The following is an 18722-nucleotide window of genomic DNA, read 5'->3' on the forward strand; positions in this document are numbered from 1 at the left end:
TAATCAACTGGGTCTGGAACTGGGTTCGACCGCTGTTGCTATCCAACACAACAACGATAATGACAACAGGGCGACCTGAATAATGAATGATATCGCTGCCGTAGCCGGACAATTGGCCAGACTCAGGGAATCCCTTCAGCAAAAGCAGCTGGAGCTGGACGGCGTCGTCTCTTTCTCCGACACCGAACGGGCCCGCAGCATCCAGTTCATCGCCAAGCTGATGCAGGCCTGTCGCGGCCACGATCGCGAGCTGGACAACAAGCTCGCCAAGCTCAAGCAGAAACTCGATGGCAACCCGCCGCTCTCCTCCCTCGATGCCGACCTCGCCGTCATCGAGAAGCTGCTGCAGCAGCACGGCAACGCGCTGGAAGAGTCCATCTCCCTGACCAAGTCCGCCATCGAGCTCGGCAGCAAGCAACTCAAGGCTCTCAAGGGCTTCCCGGAGGAGACCCGCAAATCCCTCAAGGAGTTTCTGGCAAGCCCGGATGGCTATGGCATCGGCGATCACCAGAAGAAGGTGATCCGGCTGCTGGAGTTCTACCAGCAGGCCATCAAGATCCAGCTGCTGCCCACCCAACCCCTGCTGGCCCAGAGCACGCCCGCCGGCAACCAGGCAGAAACGGTCACCGACCTAGCCGCGCCGGAGCCGGGCGCCCCCTTTGACGTCAAGGTACATGCCCACATCGCCGACGAGCTGCAGCGGCTCATCACCGAGCTCGACTTTGCCGGCGCCGTCGGCGAGAGTCTGGCGGACATTCGCCGCCAACTGCTCAATGGCATCACCCCTCCCCTGCTGGCGGAGATCTGCCTGCAGGTGATCGAGCTCATCATCGAGGGCACCCGCGAGGAGCGCAAAGCCTCCCAGGCGTTTCTCAGCACCCTCAACGAGAGCCTCTCGGCGGTCCACTTCAGCTTCACCGAATCCCTCGACGAGGGGCGCGCCCTGCAAAGCGCCACTCTGGATACCCGCAAGGCCATCGACAGGGAGCTGAAGGCCATTGACCATACCCTGGCCAGCCATGACACCATTGATGACCTCAAGGGGGCCATCTCCGGTCACATGGGGGCCATCAACCTGCTGCTGCAGGACAGGGAGGCCATGGCCGCCCGCGAGCGCCATCTGCTGACCCGCCTCTCCACCATGGAGGCCAAGCTGCGGCTGATGAAGGAGGAGACCGCCGAATACAAGAAGCGACTCACCATCCAGAAACACAAGCTGTTCCTCGACAGCCTGACCCAGGTGCACAACCGGGCAGCCCTCGACGAGCGGCTCGAGCTCGAATACAAGCGCTGGCTGCGCTACAACACGCCGCTGTGCCTGGCCATCATCGACATCGACCACTTCAAGCACATCAACGACAACTACGGCCATATGGCCGGCGACAAGGCGTTGAAGGTGGTGGCCAAGGCGCTGCAGGGGGCCCTGCGCGACACCGACTTCATCGCCCGCTTCGGCGGCGAGGAGTTCGTGGTGCTGCTGCCGAACATCAATCCGGACAAGTTCCAGAAGCCGCTGGAGACTTTGCGCCAGACCATCAAGAGCATTCCGTTTCGTTTTCGCGATGCCAGGGTCGAGATCACCATCTCCATCGGTGCCACCCTGTTTAGGGAAGGGGATCACACCACGGATGCGTTCGAGCGGGCCGACAAGGCACTCTACAGCTCCAAGAACTCGGGTCGGGATCAGGTCAATCTGGCCTGATCGGCGACTAAAAAAGCAGCAAACGCACTTTTCCCCTATTCCCCTGCCCCACCGCTTACATCTACTATCAAATTCAAGGGATGCCACAGGGCATCCCGTTTTCTCCCCAGGGAAAAGCACAACGATAACAAGCGAGTGAAAGGGGAACCTATGATTACGCACATCAATCCAGTCGGCAGCATGGACTTGCTGTCCCAGCTCGAGGTGGACCGCCTCAAGCAAACCGCCTCCAGCGATATCTATCAACTGTTTCGCAACTGCTCGCTGGCGGTACTCAACTCCGGCAGCCATACCGACAGCTCCAAAGAGATACTGGAGCGCTTCAAATCCTTCGATATTCATGTGATCCGGCGCGAGCGCGGGGTCAAGCTCGAGCTGTTCAACGCCCCCGAGCACGCCTTCGTCGATGGCGAGATCATCCGCGGCATTCAGGAGCACCTGTTCTCCGTCCTGCGCGACATCCTCTATGTGTCGACCCAGCTGGAGTCGAACCGGCTGGTCAACCTGACCAGCTCCACCCACATCTCCAACGTGGTGTTCGCCATCCTGCGCAACGCCAAGGCGATCCTGCCTGGCGCCGACCCCAATCTGGTGGTCTGCTGGGGCGGTCACTCCATCAACGAGATCGAGTACCAGTACACCCGCGCGGTGGGCAGCGAGCTGGGCCTGCGTGAGCTCAACATCTGCACCGGCTGTGGCCCGGGTGCCATGGAGGGCCCGATGAAGGGCGCCGCCGTCGGCCACGCCAAGCAGCGGGTGCGCAACGGCCGCTACATCGGCCTCACCGAGCCTTCCATCATCGCCGCCGAGCCGCCCAACCCCATCGTCAACGAGCTGGTGATCCTGCCGGACATCGAGAAGCGGCTGGAGGCCTTCGTGCGCCTTGGCCACGGCATCATCATCTTCCCGGGCGGGGTCGGTACCGCCGAAGAGCTGCTCTACCTGCTCGGCATCATGATGCACCCGGCCAACGAACGGCAGCCCATGCCGATCATCCTGACCGGCCCCAAGGAGAGCGCCGACTACTTCCGCGCCATCGACGACTTCGTCAAGGCGACCCTGGGTGAGCCGGCCACCAGCCTCTACCGGATCATCGTCGGCGATGCCCCGGAAGTGGCCCGGGTCATGAAAGAGGCGATGCCGAAGATCCGCGAATACCGCAAATCGGTCGGCGATGCCTACTCCTTCAACTGGTCGCTCAAGATCGAGCCGGAGTTCCAGCTGCCGTTCGAGCCGGATCACGCCAACATGGCCAGCCTCGACCTGCACCGCAACCAGCCGCCCCAGCTGCTGGCGGCCAACCTGCGCCGAGCCTTCTCCGGCATCGTCGCCGGCAACGTCAAGGAAGGGGGCATCCGCGCCATCGAGAAGAAGGGCCCCTTCAAGCTGCACGGCGACAAGGAGCTGATGCACCTGATGGACAAGCTGCTGGAGAGCTTCGTCAAGCAGCAGCGCATGAAGCTGCCGGGCAGCCAGTATGTGCCCTGCTACGAAATCGTGCGCTGACGGGCAGCACAGCTGAAACGAGGGGCGCATGGCGCCCCTTTTTTGTCGCAGGGAATGCCCGCGGCCATCAATCCCCCATCGAGCCCGCTGGTTTGTTACAATGGGGCGTCCCGACTGCCAAGAGTGCCCTATGTCAAACCCAAGGCCACACCTGCTCATCATCGATGCCCTCAATCTCATTCGCCGGCTGCACGCGGTTCAGGCCCAGCAGGCGCTGACCCCGGCCCAGGCGTTGATCGCCACCCGTGCCAACCTCATCAACACCTGCCGCAAGCTGCTGGCCGCCAGCGAGCCGACCCACGTCATCGCGGTGTTCGACGGCGAGGTACACAGCTGGCGCAAGGAGGTCTACCCGGCCTACAAGGAGGGGCGAACTCCCATGCCGACCGAGCTGCGTGAGGGCTTGAACGAGCTGCAGGATGCCTTCTGGGAGTGCGGCGTGGACGCCCTGCTCTCCCAGACCGACGAGGCGGATGATCTCATCGCCACCCTGGCCACCGGCATTGCCCAGCACGGTGCCAGAGCCACCATCATCTCCACCGACAAGGGGTTCTGCCAGCTCATCTGCCCGCAGATCCAGATCCGCGACTACTTCAACAAGCGCTGGCTGGACACCGCCTTCGTCGAGCAGCAGTACGGGGTTGCTCCGACGCAACTGGTAGATTTCTGGGCCCTCACCGGCATCGGCGGCTCCAACATCAAGGGGGTGCCCGGCATCGGCCCCAAGACCGCCACCCAGCTGCTGCAGCAATACGGCGATCTGGCCAGCCTGCTGGCGGCCTGCCAGCAGGAAGATGCCGCCAAGGCGCTGCTCAAGCTGCGCCAGCACCAGGATGAGGCCCTGCTGGCCCAACGGCTGGTGCGGCTGCAGCGGGACATTCCACTCGGCTTCAATCTGCGGGAGATCCGCTACCCACCGGCTCCCGAAGCCTGATAAAGCGAAACCGCCAAGCATGACCGGACTCACTCTCGCTGTTGACAAAAACAGATAGAATGTAAAGAAACATGGAGGGTTAGGTGTAGAAATGGTATAAAACCGCCGAATCCTCCCCCTCTGTTCCCTAGAAGTGGATACGTCTCATGTCAAAAAGAAAAATTACCGTCATCCCGGGCGACGGCATCGGCCCCAGCATCATCGAATCCGCCATCCAGATCCTGACCCACGCCGGTTGTGACTTCGAATACGAATACGCGGACGCCGGCCTGGTGGCGCTGGAGAAGCACGGCGAGCTGCTGCCCCAGGCAACGCTGGATCTCATCGAGAAGAACAAGGTCAGCCTGAAGGGCCCGCTCACCACCCCGGTCGGCGGTGGCTTCACCTCCATCAACGTCTCCCTGCGCAAGAAATTCAACCTCTACGCCAACGTCCGCCCGGTGCTCTCCTTCAAGGGGACCCGCAGCCGTTATGACAACATCGACATCATCACGGTGCGCGAGAACACCGAAGGCATGTATTCGGGGGCCGGTCAGAAGCGCAGCGACGACAACAAGAGCGCCGAGGCGATGAGCATCATCACCCGCGAAGGGGCGGAACGCATCGTCAAGTTCGCCTTCGAGCTGGCTCGCCAGGAAGGGCGCAAGAAAGTCACCATCATCCACAAGGCCAACATCCTCAAGTCCACCTCCGGCCTGTTCCTGGAAGTGGCTCGTGAAGTGGCCAGCCGCTACCCGGACATCCAGAGCGAAGAGATGATCGTTGATGCCGCCTGCATGAACCTGGTGATGTACCCGGAGCGCTTCGACGTCATGGTCACCACCAACCTGTTCGGCGACATCCTGTCGGATCTGTGCGCCGGTCTGGTGGGGGGCTTAGGGATGGCACCGGGTGCCAACATCGGCGATGGCGCCGCCATCTTCGAAGCGGTGCACGGCTCGGCACCGGATATCGCCGGCAAGAACATCGCCAACCCCACTTCGGTGATCCTCGCCTCCATCCAGATGCTGGAGTATCTGGGCATGCAGGACAAGGCCGAACGGATCCGTGAGGCGGTACGCGCCACCATCGAATCCGGCGACCGGGTGACCCGGGATCTGGGGGGCTCCGCCTCCACCAGCGAGTTCACCCAATCCATCATCGACCGTTTGTAATAACACCCAAGATATTGATTTTTAAAGGGAGCTTAGGCTCCCTTTGTTTTATCTCGCGGTGCTCTCCCCCCTTTGTCGATTGGCTACTATGTTCAATAGATAAGGGATAAGGAGATCCATTATGCGCGCTATCGTTACCCTGCTGCTCATCAGCAGCAACGCCATGGCAGTAGACAGACCGGTCGAGAATGCCTGGCCGCAATTGCCCCCCTCTTCCCAGCAGGCAAGCCAGGTCTGGCGCTCCAACGTGGATACCAACGACCTGCTCAAGGCACCCAAACCGCTCTCCTTCGGGATGGATGTCGTGACCGACAGCGATGGCAACAGTCAGGTCACTCCCTACCAGAAACTGAACCTGACCGCCGAGAAGAGCGTGAGCCTCTCCTTCGAGCAGCACAAACCCAGGATCAAGTTCAAGACCGCCGGCATGAATACCTCCATCAAGCTGCGCGGCAACGGGGTGAAGCTGGAGTTCAGCCCGACCGATCGCACCATACCGCTCGACATCGAGCTCAAGCTCACCGACGGCGAATCCTCGCTGCGCTTCGATTACCGTTTCTGATGGCGCTGAAATCACAAGGCCGACAACCCGTGGGTTGTCGGCCTTGTGGTCAGTGGCTCACCGCCAGCAATTACTCCTTGGCGGAGAGCTTGGAAACCCAGTACTTGTTGTAGACGTGCACCGTGATCTCTTCGCGATCGTGATAGAGCTGCTTGGCCTGGATCACGAAAGCGTTGTCGATCTCCTTGAGCAGCTCGCGCAGCACCTCGATGTTGTGCACCGCCTCGGCGTAGCGCTTCTTCATCGGCAGCTTGAGGTTGAACATCGCCTCCTGGCAATCGCTCTCCCGGAACCAGTCGGCGATCATGTGGGTGACCCGCGCCGGCTTGTCCACCATGTCGCACACCAGCCAGTAGGTGTTCTTCTTGCTCGGCCGCCACACGAAACCATCGTCGCGAATGTGCTTGACCTGACCGGTATCCATCAGGGACTGGGCCATCATGCCGTTGTCCACCGCCGTCACCATCATGCCGCGACGTACCAGCTGATAGGTCCAGCCACCCGGGCAGGCGCCCAGATCGACGGCCTTCATGCCGGAGGTGAGGCGCAGGTCCCACTCTTCCCGCGGCACGAACACGTAGAAGGCCTCTTCCAGCTTGAGGCTGGAGCGGCTCGGAGCATCGGCCGGGCAGCGCAGACGCGGGATACCCATGTGGAATTCGGAGTTGTTGAAGGAGTAGGAGTAACCCAGCAACACGTGATCATTGGCCAGGAAGAAGGCGTGGAACACCGGCCGGTGCGGGGTCTCCTTCTTGGTCAGCAGCTCGTTGCCACGCAGCGCCTGGCGCAGCGGCACGGTGAACTTGCGGCAGAAGGCCGACAGCTCTTTTGCCTCGTTGGTATCGGCGGTTTCCACCCGCAGATCGCCGCAGATGGCGTAACCCTGGGTCGCCTCCAGGATGGGGGTGATGCGATCCGACAGATCCAGATCCTTCAGCTCATGGGTCACCACCAGCATCTGGCGAATGAAAATAAGCTCTCTGAACGGCAGCTTGCGCGCCAGCAGATCGGCCTGCTCCTCGTCATACAGCTCGAATATCACGTAACCGCTGTCGTCCTTGACCCGGGCGAAACCGTAGCACTGCATGTTACTGGCACGCTCGGTGATCTCTGCCGCCGCCTCTTTCTCAAAACCGGGGCGGCAATAAAGCAGCAGATTATTCATTTTTTCCTCCAAGACGACAGCCAGCCCATATCAGAGCCGCCCATCCGAACATAAAACAGAGGCCACCGGCCGGGGTAATCAGCCCCAGCCCCTTGCTGCCGAGCAGCACCATGGCATAAATACTGCCGGAGAATCCCAGGATCCCCAGCACGAAGGCGGTGCCGGCAAAGGTGATGACCTTGCTGCGCACACCGCACCACCCCAGCACCAGCAGGGCCAGGGCGTGGAAAAACTGATACTGCACGGCGGTATTGAACGCCGCCAGAAGCGAAGGCTCGATCCCGCTGGCCGCCAGACCATGGGCACCGTAGGCCCCCAGCAGGGTTGCCGTCAGGCCGAACACACCCGCCAGCACCAGCCAATGTCGATGGAATTGCATCCCTTGCCTCCTCGTCGTTTCGCTTCCCATCCTCACGTTCACGTCGGGATGGTCGCAATGAAGTTCTTGATCTGCCCGGCCGCCTGCCGCAGGTTATCCTCCTCGCTCACCCCGCTGCTCTTGCGCGGTTTGAAGCCATGATCACCATCGGTCAGCCAATGGACCGATACGGAGGGTGAGAAGGGAAAATCAGCCAGTTCGGCACGGGTGCCGAAAGTATCGCGCTCCCCCTGCAACAGCAGGGTCGGCGTCTTGATCTGCTTGAGCACGTCACCCCGCCAGCGGTCGGGGTTGGCCGGGGGGTGGAAAGGATACCCGAGAATGAGCAATCCTGCAGCATTCATCTCATCCTCGCTATCCTGATAGAGTTCGGCCGCCATCCGCCCGCCCATCGACTTGCCGGCCAGAAACAGCCGGGGATGAGCAAACTCCTTCGCCATCTGGCGCCAGTGTGCCAGCAGCACGGGTTGCCTGTCCGGTGGTCTGCGTTTGCCATCCAGCGCGCGCTTGCTCATGTAGGGGAAGTTGAAGCGCACCACCTCGATGTCCGGCCCGGCCAGCAGGCGTGACAGCTCGGCCAGAAAGGCGTGCTCCATGCCCGCGCCGGCGCCATGGGCCAGCAGAATTCGGACGGGTGCATCGACAGCCCCCTCCCGGATCACCTCAGGCATCGGCCAGCCGTGCCCGGCGACGGGCCTCCTCCTGCTCCACCAGCTCCAGCATCCAGTCGCGGAAGGCCACTATCTTGCCCTGATCGGACTGCTGCTCCTGGCACACCAGATAGAAGGCGTTCTTGCTCACCAGCACCTGCTCGAACGGGCAGATGAGGCGGCCGGCCTCTATTTCGGGCTGGGCCAGCACGCTGTGGCCAAGGGCCACCCCCTGGCCGTGAATGGCCGCCTGGATCACCATGGTGGAGTGGCTGAAGATGGGTCCCTGATTGACGTTGGGCGCATCGATGTCGAGCTGGCGAAACCAGGCCTTCCAGTCGCGGCGCGAGGTATCGTGCAGCAGGGTGTGGCGGGTCAGATCGTCCGGGGTGCGCAGCGGCTTGGGGCCGGTCAGCAGCAGCGGCGAACAGACCGGGATCAGATACTCGGTGTGCAGCTTGTCGGCACGCAGCCCAGGCCAGTTGCCACGGCCGTAATAGATGGCCACGTCCACATCGTCGGTGAGCGAGCCCTCGTCCATGTCCACCGCCTTGATCCGCACATCGATGTCGGGGTGGCGCTCGCTGAACTTCACCAGCCGCGGCACCAGCCACTGGATGGCGAAACTCGGCTGCAAAGAGACGGTGAGCGCCCCCTTGGCGCTGCGCGCCAGCAGCTTGTCAGTCGCCTCCGAGATGGAGGTGAAGATGTCCTTGATGTCGAGGAAGTAGCCCTGCCCCTCCTCGGTCAACAGCAGGGAGCGGTTCTTGCGGCGAAACAGCTTGATGCCGAGGTACTCTTCCAGCGCCTTGATCTGGTGACTGATGGCAGCCTGGGTCACGAAAAGCTCTTCCGCAGCCCGGGTGAAGCTTAAATGACGAGCCGCGGCTTCGAATGCTTTCAGTGCATTGAGCGGGGGTAAACGACGAGACATGAGACCAGCCGACGATGAGTTTTTCTAATGGGCCGCATTATAATTTGTCGGTTGCGGGTCGACCAGTGAATAAACATAATTCGCTTCGCAATCCGTTGTCATATGGCTCACTTTTTCTCTTCCATGTTGGTTTACATGTGATTTTTGTGAGTCACTGGACTGCGATTGTGGTGTTGTGTTTCTTCCTCTGCGGGAAGAGGGGTTTAAATCGGACCGATTTAACCCAGTCTGTCATCTGAATGTGTTTGGCGCCTCCGGTTGGACGGCGCCTTTTTTCTTATCCCTATACCTTGAACTGCCCCACCAGTTGCTGCTGCTTGTCGGCCAGCGCCGACAACTCGCGACCGTTTTCGGCGGAGCTGGCCGCCTCGGCGCGGATGGTATGGCTCACGTCGCGAATGTTGCTGACGTTGCGATTGATCTCGTCCGCCACCCCGCTCTGCTCCTGCGCCGCCCTGGCAATCTGCTCGTTCATCTGATGGATGGTCGCCACCGCGTGGATGATCTGCTCCAGCACGCTGACCGAGAGATCCACCTTGGTGAGCGTCAGATCCGCCTGGCTGTGGCCGGTCATGATCGCCTTCACCACGGCCTCGGTGCCGGACTGCAGCTGGCCGATGAGGGTCTGGATCTCGACGATGGCGTTCTGGGTGCGGCCCGCCAGATTGCGCACTTCGTCCGCCACCACCGCAAAGCCACGACCCTGCTCACCGGCCCGCGCCGCCTCGATGGCGGCGTTGAGCGCCAGCAGGTTGGTCTGCTCGGCAATCCCCTGGATCACCACCAGGATGTCGTTGATGTTCTCGCTGTTGGCCGACAGGTGCTCCACCACCGGCTTGGCGTCGCTGATCACCGCCATCAGCTTGCGCATCGCCTCCTGGGTATCGGCCACCACGTACTTGCCCTCCTGCGCCGCCGTATCCGCCTGATTGGCCGCGGCCACCGCCGAATTGGCATTGCCCGCTACCTGCAGAGCGGTGGCGCTCAGCTCCTCGAACGCGGTCGCCACCAGATCCACCTCCTGATACTGGGCCTGCATGCCGGCACTGGTACGCTCGGCAACGCTGGCGGCCTGTTCGGCGCTGGCGCGGGTGCCAGCCACGGTATCGATGACCTGGCTGATGGTGCTCTGCAGTTTGTTGAGGAAGCTGTTGAACCACTTGGCCAGCTCACCAATCTCGTCGTCACGGCGCAGCTCGATGCGCTGGGTGAGATCCCCCTCGCCGCTAGCGATGTCCTTGAGGCGGGCGACCACGGCGCGGATGGGGGCCACTATCTGGTGGGCCATCAGCCAGATGCAGATCAGGGCGACCGCCGAGATGAGGCCGCCGATGAGCAGCTGGGTCATCACGCTGCGGCTGGCCTGACCGGAGAGATCGTCCTGCAACTGAAGGGCCGACGCCAGCACCACGCTGCGCGGCAGTTCGATGTAGATGCCCCATTTCTGCTCGGTGCCCCGCATCTTGACTGGCACGAAGGTCTGCAACAGGGAGCCATCGGGACTCCAGCGGCTGCTGACCTGTCCCTGACCCAGCCAGCCCTGCAGCTCGCCGGCCAGCGCTTGGTATTGCTGGCCGAGCGGGCTGCCCAGAGTGACATCAAAGCCGTCCACGCCGGCGACACGGCCCTGGCTGCTGACCAGCAGCACCTTGCCCTGTCCCTCGTAGAGCTCCTGATCCATCTCCTTGACCAGGCTTTGCAGCGCGGTCAGCGAGATATCGACGCCGACCATGCCGAGCAGCTTCTCTTGCTCCAGCAGGGGCACGGTGACCGAGGTCATCAGCACCTTCTGCGAGCCCACATCATCAAGGTAGGGTTCCAGCAGGCAGAGCGCCTTGCTGCGGATGCTGCAGCGATACCACTCGTTCTCCACCCCGCCGGCCGCCGTCGGGCTCTCGTCCGCCAGCACGGATTCGTTTTGCACCTCGGGTTCGATCTTGCCGTCGACCCGCGCCCAGTAGGTGGAGAAGCGGCCCTGATCGTTGGAGCCCAGTGCGCTGGAACCGTGATAATTGCTGTCTTCACCGTCGAGCTGATCCGGCTCGAACACCGCATAGACGCCGAGCAGGTTGTCAGAGGAGGCGGCCGCGTCGTGCAACTGCTGATTGACGGCGGTACGCAGCGTTTCGGAGGAGCCGAAGTTGTCGGCCGCATTCTTGCGCTGGAACAGGATCCCCTGCCCCAGCAGAGTGGCCCGGAAGTAGGCCTCGTCCAGATAGCTGGTCACCTTGGCCGCCTGCTCGGAGCCCATCGCCTTCATCCAGTTTTCGGCCGCACTCTGGGCTTCCGCCGTGGTGGAAGTCAGCACCTGATCCTGCATGTTGGCAGCACTGAAGAGAGAAGAGGCCACCAAGGCTCCGGCACTGGCCAACAAACAACAACCGGCGATCAGGGTGATCCGCCCCTGAACAGAAAGAGAACTCATGCCACCATTTCCTAGCTTTTTACAGATGTGATCAGTGTATCGGTTTTAGAAACAAAAACTTAACCTTATCACGCTAAATCCAGGGCAAGTTGGTTCACTTCGCCGGCCGCGGGCAGGCCGACCACCAATCCCAGTAGCCGAATGGGTTTGCCCTGCGCCCGCAGCAAGCCTTCGTGCAGCAGATCGTGAAACCGCTCCGGCTGGTAACCGCCGCGCCGGTAGACAGTGGTCTGCTGAAAATCGGCGAACTTGAGCTTGATCCCCTGCCCCATCAGCTGCTCCTTGCCGTGGCTGACCGAGAAGCGCTGCTCCAGCTCGGGGATAAGCTGGCGGAGCACCTGCCAGCAGGCGGCCTCATCCAGCACGTCGCTGGCGAGCGTCGTTTCCACCCCGATGGTCTTGCGCACCCGCTGGGCCTGCACCGGCTGCTCATCGTGGCCCCAGATCCGCCCGGCCAGCATCTCCCCGAGCTTGCCGAAACGGGCGATCAGCTCCTCGTTGCCGAGCTGGCGGGCATCTTCGCAGGAGTAAAGGCCGAGCGACTCCAGCCGATCAGCGGTCTTGCGGCCGATGCCAGGCAACTTGCCAAGCGGCAGCTGGCGCACGAACTCATCCACCTCCTGCGGGCGGATCACGAACAGGCCGTCCGGCTTGCGCTGCTCGGAGGCGAGCTTGGCCAGAAACTTGTTCGGCGCCACCCCGGCCGAGGCGGTCAACCCCAGCTCGGCCTTGATCGCGGCGCGGATCTCGCGGGCCATCAGGGTGGCACTGCCACCACAGCAGGGGCTCATCGTCACGTCGAGATAGGCCTCATCGAGGGAGAGCGGCTCCACCTGCTCGGTGTAGCGCAGAAAGATGGCCCGCAACTGGCGGGAAACCTCCTTGTAGACCGCCATCCGGCCGGGGATGAGCACCAGCGGCGGGCAGAGCTTGCGTGCCAGGGCGCTCGGCATGGCGGAGCGCACCCCGAAGCGGCGCGCCACATAGTTGCAGGTCGAGATGACGCCGCGCCTGTCCGCCGAGCCGCCGATGGCCAGCGGCACCTCGCGCAGGGCCGGGTTGTCCCGCATCTCTACCGCGGCATAGAAGCAGTCCATGTCGATGTGAATGATCTTGCGCATACCACTGTACGAATAAACAGGTAACCTGCCTATGCTAACCCAGTGCTGCCAATTCTGCCATCGGCATGAAATGAGGGTCGGATATAGACTCTTAAGGCACCATTGGTTAGCGCATCACGCAAGGAGGGTGAGATGAAGATAGGTTGGCTGGGATTGGGGCTCTGCCTGCTGGCACAGCCGGGCAGCAGCAAGGACAACCCGACCGCCGAATGCAGCTGGCTGTATGACCGCATCGCGGCGCTGGAGCAGGCCATCAAACAGGGCGACGAGCTGGGCACCCGGGAGGAGCTGGCACGCTGGCGGGCCGAGTTCAAGAAGAAAGCCTGCCAGCAATACGACTACTGAGTCTTTTGCAAAAAATAACGGGCTGACCATCAGGTCAGCCCGTCGGTTATCCGGCAAGGGGTCGAGTATGACTCGGCGCCCTGTCCGCTCAGATGATCCGGTTCTCCGCCAGCATCTTGCGACGGGCCTCTTCCTTGGCCATCTTCTTCTTGCGGTTGTCACAGGGTTCCGGGCAATCACACTCTTTTTCGATACCTATGCTGCCGAGTCCGCCGCAGGAGCCGGAGATGGTCTTCTTCTGGAAGATGTAACCGATGGCCATGGCCACCACTACCGCCAGAAATACCCCGAAGGTGATCAAAAAAATCTGCATGTTACCGCCCCTTATTTTCTAACCAGATACTGTTTGAAGGCATCGGAGTAGGACTCCTCGAAGCCATCATCCGTCTTGGTGATCACGAAGATAGCCAAACCCCGCTCCTTGGCATAGGCCAGGCTCTTCTCGGGCCCGAGCACCATGAACACGGTCGCCAGCCCGTCTGCGGTCATGCAGGAGGGGTGAATGACGGTCACCGACACCATCCGATGCTGGATCGGCTTGCCGGTCATAGGATCGATGGTGTGGGAGAAGCGCTTGCCGTCCAGCTCGTAATAGTTGCGGTACTCGCCCGAAGTAGCCACCCCGTTGTCACCGGCCACGATCACTTCCTGCACCGAACCGGCGTTGGCGGTCGGCTTCTCGATGGCGACGCGCCAGGGGTGCCCCTTGCCGTTGACACCGTTGATCCGCAGCTCGCCACCGATCTCCACCAGATAGTTGCGCGAGCCCATGGACTCCAGATACTCGGCCACCTTGTCGACCCCAAAGCCCTTGGCGATAGCGGAGAGATCCACGTAGAGATCCGGGATGTCCTTTTGCAGGGTATCGGCATCGGCCGAGGTGATCACGTGCAGATTGCCGAGCCCGGTCTTCTGGCGGGTCTGGGTGATCAGCTCGTCAGAAGGCATCTTGGTCGGCCTGGCATCGGGCCCGAAGCCCCACAGATTGACCAAGGGGCCGACGGTGACGTCCAGCGCCCCACGGCTCTCACGGCCAATGTGAATGGCCTCGGTCACCACCCGCGCGGTATCTCGGGAGACCACCACCGGCGTCGAGCCGCGATGCTGGTTGAAGCGCGACAGCTCGGAATCCGGGCGGTAGGTCGACATCTGATCGTTGACCCGCTCCAGCAGCACATCGACTTCGGCCTGGAACTTGGCCGGATCCGTGATGACGCTGTCCGCCACCTTGATGGAGTAATAGGTACCCATGGTGCTGCCGGTGATGTGGATCTCCGGCTTCGATTGGACCGTTTGTTCCTGACCGCACCCAGTCAAGAAAAAGGCTAGCCCGAAGGCTAGCCAGGTCTTTACAACACTGTGCATTGATTAACCACCAAAGTCATCCAGCAGGATGTTTTCGTCTTCAACACCGAGGTTTTTCAGCATGTTGATGACGGCAGCGTTCATCACGGGAGGCCCGCACATGTAGAACTCGCAATCTTCCGGCGCCTCGTGGTTCTTGAGATAGTTCTCGAACAGCACGTTGTGGATGAAGCCGGTGTAGCCGTCCCAGTTGTCTTCCGGTTGCGGATCGGACAGGGCGACGTGCCACTGGAAGTTGTCGTTCTCGGCCTGCAGCATGTCGAAGTCTTCGACATAGAACATCTCGCGCTTGGAACGGGCACCGTACCAGAAGCTCATCTTGCGCTTGGTCTTCAGACGGCGCAGCTGATCGAAGATGTGAGAACGCATCGGCGCCATACCGGCACCACCACCGATGAACACCATCTCGGCATCGGTGTCCTTAGCGAAGAACTCGCCGAACGGACCTGAGATGGTCACCTTGTCGCCAGCCTTCAGGCTGAAGATGTAGGAGGACATCTGGCCGGGAGGGGCAGTCCAGTTGCTCGGCGGCGGGGTCGCGATCCGCACGTTCAGCATGATGATGCCGAACTCTTCCGGATAGTTGGCCATGGAGTAGGCACGGATGATCGGCTCGTTGACCTTGGACTCCAGCTCGAAGATCTTGAAGCGATCCCAGTCACCACGATACTCCTCGGGAATATCGAAGTTCTTGTACTGCACGTGGTGAGCCGGCGCTTCGATCTGGATATAACCACCGGCGCGGAACGGCACGCTCTCGCCATCCGGAATCTGCAGCTTGAGCTCCTTGATGAAGGTGGCCTTGTTGTCATTGGAGATGACTGTACAGTCCCACTTCTTCACCCCGAAGATCTCTTCCGGCAGTTCGATGTCCATGTCGGAACGAACGGTGACCTGACAGGCCAGACGCTCGCCGTGACGGGCTTCGCCCTTGCTGATGTGATCCAGCTCGGTCGGCAGGATATCACCGCCGCCGGATTTCACCCGTACCTTGCACTGACCACAGGAGCCGCCGCCGCCGCAGGCGGAGGAGACGAAGATACCGCTGCCGGCCAGCACGCCGAGCAGCTTGCCACCCGCCGGGCTGGTCACAGCCTTGGCCGGGTCGCCGTTGATGCTGATTGTCACGTCACCGGCGGTCACCAGCTTGGACTTGGCGAACAGAATGACTGCCACCAAGGCCAGCAGGATCACGGTGAACATGACCACACCCAGAATAATTTCCATCTATATTTCCTTTCCGATTACAGGGAAATACCAGAGAAGGACATGAAGCCCAGCGCCATCAGACCCGCGGTGATGAAGGTGATGCCGAGGCCACGCAGGCCTTCCGGAACATCGGAATACTTCATCTTCTCGCGGATCCCCGCCATCGCGACGATGGCAAGCATCCAGCCGGCACCCGAACCCACGCCATAGACCACGGACTCAACGAAGTTGTAGTCACGCTGCACCATGAAGGAGACGCCACCGAAGATGGCGCAGTTCACGGTGATGAGCGGCAGGAAGATACCGAGCGCGTTGTAGAGAGCCGGGAAATACTTGTCCAGCGCCATCTCCAGGATCTGCACCAGTGCCGCGATCACCCCGATGAAGGTGATGAAGCTCAGGAAGCTCAGATCCAGGCCGGAAACCAGGGCACCGTCCTTGAGGACGTAGTTGTAGATCAGGTTGTTGGCCGGGACGGCCACGGTCTGAACCACGATAACGGCGATCCCCAGGCCCATGGCGGTCTTGACCTTCTTGGACACCGCCAGGAAGGTACACATCCCCAGGAAGAAGGAGAGCGCCAGGTTCTCGATGAAGATCGAGCGAATCAACAGACTGATATAGTGTTCCATACCTTAATCCTTCGCCTCCACCTGCTTGGGATCCTTGGTGCGCACGCCCCAGATGATCAGACCAATGATGAAGAACGCACTCGGCGGCAGCAGCAGCAGGCCGTTGGGCACATACCAGCCACCATTGTTCACCAGCGGCAGCAGTTCGATGCCAAACCAGGTACCGGAGCCCAGGATTTCACGCACGGTGGCCACGGTCAGCAGCACGGCGCCATAACCCAGGCCGTTGCCGATACCGTCCAGGAAGGAGGGCAGCGGAGCACTCTTCATGGCATAGGCTTCGGCACGACCCATCACGATACAGTTGGTGATGATGAGGCCGACGAACACCGACAGCTGCTTGGAGATGTCGTAGGCATACGCCTTGAGCACCTGGTCAACCACGATAACCAGCGAGGCAATCACCGCCATCTGGGCGATGATCCGCACGCTGTTCGGGATCTGGTTGCGGATCAGGGAGATGAACAGGTTGGAGAAGGCGGTGACCGCGGTAACGGCCAGCGTCATCACGAACGCCGTCTTCATCTGGCTGGTAACGGCCAGCGCGGAACAGACCCCCAGCACCTGCAGTGCAATGGGGTTGTTGCCGAGCACAGGCGTCAACAGCAACTTTTTCATTTCGCTCTTGTCAGCCATTGTTGATTTCTCCTGCACGAACCTTGGCCAGGAAAGGACCGAAGCCCTTGGGACCCATCCAGAAGTCGAAGGTATGCTGTACGCCGTTACCGGTCAGGGTCGCGCCGGACAGGCCGTCGATCTCATGCTCGGAACCAGCCGGAGCATGACCCTTGATCACCCGCAGTGCCGGCATGCCATCCTGATCGAACAGCTTCTTGCCGACGAACAGTTCGCGCCAGGCCGGGTTTTCGATCTCGCCGCCCAGACCCGGGGTTTCACCGTGGTCATAGTAGGTGATGCCCTTGATGGTCTGGCCATCGGCCGCGACCGCCACGAAGGCGTACATGGTGGACCACAGACCCTGGCCGTAGATCGGCAGGATGATGTTGTCGACCTTGCCCTCGGCATCTTTCGCGAAGAACACCGGGATCAGTTTGGAGATTTGACGCAGGCCGGCCTTGTCGTCGGCCGGGGCCAGACGAATGCTCTTGGCCGGGTCTTTTGCCGCCAGCTTGGTATCGAAGTTGTCGGCATCACCGTCAACGAACTCACCGGTCGTCAAGTCAACCAGACGCGCTTCAATCTTGTCACCGTACAGCTGGGCCAGATCGCGCTTGGCCACGCTGCTGATGTCGACACCGGCGACGGACAGAATGTTGCTTTGCTTGTCCAGCGCCCGGTTTTCCAGCTGGGCCGGACGCAGTCCCACGGCGGCCACGGAGACCACGATGGAGCAGACCAGGCACAGACCGGTCACTATGGTGAGGGTGCCGACAGTAGAGTCTTTATTAAACGCCACGAGCGATCCTCCGCTTGATGTTCGCCTGCGCCACGAAATGGTCAAACAAGGGGGCAAACAGGTTGGCAAACAGAATGGCCAGCATCATGCCTTCCGGGAAGGCGGGGTTCACCACCCGGATCAGCACCACCATCACCCCGATCAGGGCGCCATACCACCACTTGCCCTTGTTGGTGAAGGCAGCGGAGACCGGATCGGTCGCCATGAAGGCCATACCAAAGGCGAAGCCGCCCAGCACCAGATGCCAGTGCCACGGCATGTTGAACATGGGGTTGGTATCGGAACCGATGACGTTGAACAGCAGGGAGGTCGCTACCATGCCGATCATCACACCGGCGATGATGCGCCAGGAGGCGATCCGCATGTAGACGATCATGGCCGCACCGATGAGGATCATCAGGGTGGAGACTTCACCGATGGAACCGGGCAGGTTGCCAAGGAAGGCGTCCATCCAGCTGATGGTCTGGCCGGTGGCACCGTTGATCAGCGCCATCTGGCCGCCCTGAGCCCACTGGCTCAGCGCGGTGGCACCCGAGTAGCCGTCGACGGCAACCCAGACTGCATCACCGGAGATCTGGCCCGGATAGGCGAAGAACAGGAAGGCACGACCCGCCAGCGCCGGGTTCAGGAAGTTCTTGCCGGTACCACCGAACACTTCCTTGGCCAGCACCACACCGAAGGTGATACCCAGGGCAGCTTGCCACAGGGGCAGCTCGGGCGGCACGATCAGCGCGAACAGGATGGAGGTCACGAAGAAGCCTTCGTTGATCTCGTGCTTGCGCACCATGGCGAACAGCACTTCCCAGAAACCACCGACCAGGAACACGGTCAGGTAGATGGGCAGGAAATGGGCAGCGCCGATCAGCATCTTGCTGCCGATGCCGGCGACGGCCGGATCCAGCGAAGCACCCAGCAGGGTGGCGATGGTGTATTGCCAGGTGTCGGCACCGGCAGCCGTGCCCAGATGGGCGATGGCGGCGATGGATTGGTTGCCGACGTTGTACATGCCCCAGAACATGGCCGGGAACACGGCCAGCCACACCATGATCATCATGCGCTTCAGATCGATCGCATCACGGACGTGGGCGGCATTGCGGGTCACGGAACCCGGGGTATAAAACAGGGTGTACGCCGCTTCGAACAGGGCATAGTACTTGGCGTACTTGCCACCCGGCTCGAAGTGATGTTCCATATTTTCAAGAAGTTGCTTGAAACTCATCGC

19 protein-coding genes are annotated in these 18722 nt (G+C 61.3%); 6 read left to right on the forward strand and 13 right to left on the reverse strand.

What is annotated here, in order from left to right:
- Nucleotides 1–82: 82 nt before the first annotated feature.
- From OKB87_RS11170 to OKB87_RS11190, 5 genes are all read left to right on the forward strand, one after another.
- The gene (locus tag OKB87_RS11170; protein ID WP_045790443.1) at nt 83–1702 is read left to right on the forward strand and encodes a GGDEF domain-containing protein; all 1620 of its coding nucleotides are present in this window, start codon (nt 83–85) and stop codon (nt 1700–1702) included.
- 150 nt (nt 1703–1852) lie between these two features.
- Nucleotides 1853–3208: a nucleotide 5'-monophosphate nucleosidase PpnN gene (gene ppnN / locus OKB87_RS11175; protein WP_011705076.1), complete on the forward strand. Its 1356-nt coding sequence runs from the start codon at nt 1853–1855 to the stop codon at nt 3206–3208.
- Nucleotides 3209–3338: 130 nt separating this feature from the next.
- Complete coding sequence (xni, locus tag OKB87_RS11180; RefSeq protein ID WP_270827450.1) at nt 3339–4142, forward strand: flap endonuclease Xni; 804 nt, start codon at nt 3339–3341, stop codon at nt 4140–4142.
- Nucleotides 4143–4288: 146 nt separating this feature from the next.
- Nucleotides 4289–5296, forward strand: coding sequence for an isocitrate dehydrogenase (locus tag OKB87_RS11185; RefSeq protein ID WP_029301600.1), 1008 nt, complete (start codon nt 4289–4291; stop codon nt 5294–5296).
- Nucleotides 5297–5417: 121 nt separating this feature from the next.
- Nucleotides 5418–5858 (forward strand): hypothetical protein, encoded by a 441-nt coding sequence (locus OKB87_RS11190; protein WP_011705073.1) that lies wholly within the window; start codon nt 5418–5420, stop codon nt 5856–5858.
- Between the two features lie 70 nt (nt 5859–5928).
- On the opposite strand, the gene rlmM is transcribed toward OKB87_RS11190, so the two are convergent.
- The 6 genes from rlmM to dinB form a co-directional block, all read right to left on the reverse strand.
- Nucleotides 5929–7023: a 23S rRNA (cytidine(2498)-2'-O)-methyltransferase RlmM gene (gene rlmM / locus OKB87_RS11195; RefSeq protein ID WP_016349849.1), complete on the reverse strand. Its 1095-nt coding sequence runs from the start codon at nt 7021–7023 to the stop codon at nt 5929–5931.
- Nucleotides 7016–7402 (reverse strand): DUF423 domain-containing protein, encoded by a 387-nt coding sequence (locus OKB87_RS11200; RefSeq protein ID WP_270827451.1) that lies wholly within the window; start codon nt 7400–7402, stop codon nt 7016–7018. The genes rlmM and OKB87_RS11200 overlap by 8 nt, the downstream gene beginning before the upstream one ends.
- A gap of 38 nt (nt 7403–7440) precedes the next feature.
- The gene (locus OKB87_RS11205; RefSeq protein ID WP_270827452.1) at nt 7441–8073 is read right to left on the reverse strand and encodes an alpha/beta fold hydrolase; all 633 of its coding nucleotides are present in this window, start codon (nt 8071–8073) and stop codon (nt 7441–7443) included.
- Nucleotides 8066–8986 carry a transcriptional regulator GcvA gene (locus OKB87_RS11210; protein WP_005303519.1) on the reverse strand — a complete coding sequence of 307 codons (921 nt, stop codon included), beginning with the start codon at nt 8984–8986 and terminating at the stop codon, nt 8066–8068. The genes OKB87_RS11205 and OKB87_RS11210 overlap by 8 nt, the downstream gene beginning before the upstream one ends.
- A 283-nt stretch (nt 8987–9269) precedes the next feature.
- Entirely contained in the window at nt 9270–11411 is a 2142-nt protein-coding gene (locus tag OKB87_RS11215) for a methyl-accepting chemotaxis protein (protein WP_270827453.1), read from the reverse strand.
- Nucleotides 11412–11479: 68 nt separating this feature from the next.
- A complete protein-coding gene (dinB, locus tag OKB87_RS11220) occupies nt 11480–12532 on the reverse strand; it encodes a DNA polymerase IV (RefSeq protein WP_139392338.1) in 1053 nt (350 codons plus the stop codon).
- A 132-nt stretch (nt 12533–12664) separates the two neighbouring features.
- Between dinB and OKB87_RS11225 the strand changes: the two genes are divergently transcribed.
- On the forward strand, nt 12665–12877 hold the full coding sequence (locus OKB87_RS11225; RefSeq protein ID WP_029301604.1) for a hypothetical protein: 213 nt from the start codon (nt 12665–12667) through the stop codon (nt 12875–12877).
- A gap of 88 nt (nt 12878–12965) precedes the next feature.
- On the opposite strand, the gene nqrM is transcribed toward OKB87_RS11225, so the two are convergent.
- The 7 genes from nqrM to OKB87_RS11260 are packed head-to-tail and all read right to left on the reverse strand — an operon-like array spanning nt 12966 to nt 18719.
- On the reverse strand, nt 12966–13190 hold the full coding sequence (gene nqrM, locus OKB87_RS11230) for a (Na+)-NQR maturation NqrM (protein WP_011705066.1): 225 nt from the start codon (nt 13188–13190) through the stop codon (nt 12966–12968).
- Nucleotides 13191–13201: 11 nt separating this feature from the next.
- Nucleotides 13202–14242 (reverse strand): FAD:protein FMN transferase ApbE, encoded by a 1041-nt coding sequence (locus OKB87_RS11235; protein WP_011705065.1) that lies wholly within the window; start codon nt 14240–14242, stop codon nt 13202–13204.
- A gap of 3 nt (nt 14243–14245) precedes the next feature.
- On the reverse strand, nt 14246–15469 hold the full coding sequence (nqrF, locus tag OKB87_RS11240; protein ID WP_011705064.1) for an NADH:ubiquinone reductase (Na(+)-transporting) subunit F: 1224 nt from the start codon (nt 15467–15469) through the stop codon (nt 14246–14248).
- A gap of 17 nt (nt 15470–15486) precedes the next feature.
- A complete protein-coding gene (gene nqrE, locus OKB87_RS11245; protein ID WP_005303538.1) occupies nt 15487–16083 on the reverse strand; it encodes an NADH:ubiquinone reductase (Na(+)-transporting) subunit E in 597 nt (198 codons plus the stop codon).
- Nucleotides 16084–16086: 3 nt separating this feature from the next.
- Entirely contained in the window at nt 16087–16719 is a 633-nt protein-coding gene (locus tag OKB87_RS11250; RefSeq protein WP_005303545.1) for an NADH:ubiquinone reductase (Na(+)-transporting) subunit D, read from the reverse strand.
- Nucleotides 16712–17500 (reverse strand): Na(+)-translocating NADH-quinone reductase subunit C, encoded by a 789-nt coding sequence (locus OKB87_RS11255; RefSeq protein WP_011705063.1) that lies wholly within the window; start codon nt 17498–17500, stop codon nt 16712–16714. The genes OKB87_RS11250 and OKB87_RS11255 overlap by 8 nt, the downstream gene beginning before the upstream one ends.
- Complete coding sequence (locus OKB87_RS11260) at nt 17490–18719, reverse strand: NADH:ubiquinone reductase (Na(+)-transporting) subunit B (RefSeq protein ID WP_011705062.1); 1230 nt, start codon at nt 18717–18719, stop codon at nt 17490–17492. Before OKB87_RS11260 ends, OKB87_RS11255 begins: the two co-directional genes overlap by 11 nt.
- Nucleotides 18720–18722 lie beyond the last annotated feature (3 nt).

Source organism: Aeromonas sp. Y318-1 (assembly GCF_027706125.1).
Lineage (GTDB): Bacteria > Pseudomonadota > Gammaproteobacteria > Enterobacterales > Aeromonadaceae > Aeromonas > Aeromonas hydrophila.

Coding starts and splice junctions, on each gene's coding strand:
- OKB87_RS11215 (WP_270827453.1), bottom strand. CDS start 11,411: ATGAGTTCTCTTTCTGTTCAGGGGCGGATCACCCTGATCGCCGGTTGT.
- OKB87_RS11235 (WP_011705065.1), bottom strand. CDS start 14,242: ATGCACAGTGTTGTAAAGACCTGGCTAGCCTTCGGGCTAGCCTTTTTC.
- OKB87_RS11250 (WP_005303545.1), bottom strand. CDS start 16,719: ATGGCTGACAAGAGCGAAATGAAAAAGTTGCTGTTGACGCCTGTGCTC.
- ppnN (WP_011705076.1), top strand. CDS start 1,853: ATGATTACGCACATCAATCCAGTCGGCAGCATGGACTTGCTGTCCCAG.
- xni (WP_270827450.1), top strand. CDS start 3,339: ATGTCAAACCCAAGGCCACACCTGCTCATCATCGATGCCCTCAATCTC.
- OKB87_RS11190 (WP_011705073.1), top strand. CDS start 5,418: ATGCGCGCTATCGTTACCCTGCTGCTCATCAGCAGCAACGCCATGGCA.
- OKB87_RS11185 (WP_029301600.1), top strand. CDS start 4,289: ATGTCAAAAAGAAAAATTACCGTCATCCCGGGCGACGGCATCGGCCCC.
- nqrF (WP_011705064.1), bottom strand. CDS start 15,469: ATGGAAATTATTCTGGGTGTGGTCATGTTCACCGTGATCCTGCTGGCC.
- OKB87_RS11170 (WP_045790443.1), top strand. CDS start 83: ATGAATGATATCGCTGCCGTAGCCGGACAATTGGCCAGACTCAGGGAA.
- dinB (WP_139392338.1), bottom strand. CDS start 12,532: ATGCGCAAGATCATTCACATCGACATGGACTGCTTCTATGCCGCGGTA.
- OKB87_RS11200 (WP_270827451.1), bottom strand. CDS start 7,402: ATGCAATTCCATCGACATTGGCTGGTGCTGGCGGGTGTGTTCGGCCTG.
- nqrE (WP_005303538.1), bottom strand. CDS start 16,083: ATGGAACACTATATCAGTCTGTTGATTCGCTCGATCTTCATCGAGAAC.
- rlmM (WP_016349849.1), bottom strand. CDS start 7,023: ATGAATAATCTGCTGCTTTATTGCCGCCCCGGTTTTGAGAAAGAGGCG.
- OKB87_RS11260 (WP_011705062.1), bottom strand. CDS start 18,719: ATGAGTTTCAAGCAACTTCTTGAAAATATGGAACATCACTTCGAGCCG.
- OKB87_RS11205 (WP_270827452.1), bottom strand. CDS start 8,073: ATGCCTGAGGTGATCCGGGAGGGGGCTGTCGATGCACCCGTCCGAATT.
- OKB87_RS11210 (WP_005303519.1), bottom strand. CDS start 8,986: ATGTCTCGTCGTTTACCCCCGCTCAATGCACTGAAAGCATTCGAAGCC.
- OKB87_RS11225 (WP_029301604.1), top strand. CDS start 12,665: ATGAAGATAGGTTGGCTGGGATTGGGGCTCTGCCTGCTGGCACAGCCG.
- nqrM (WP_011705066.1), bottom strand. CDS start 13,190: ATGCAGATTTTTTTGATCACCTTCGGGGTATTTCTGGCGGTAGTGGTG.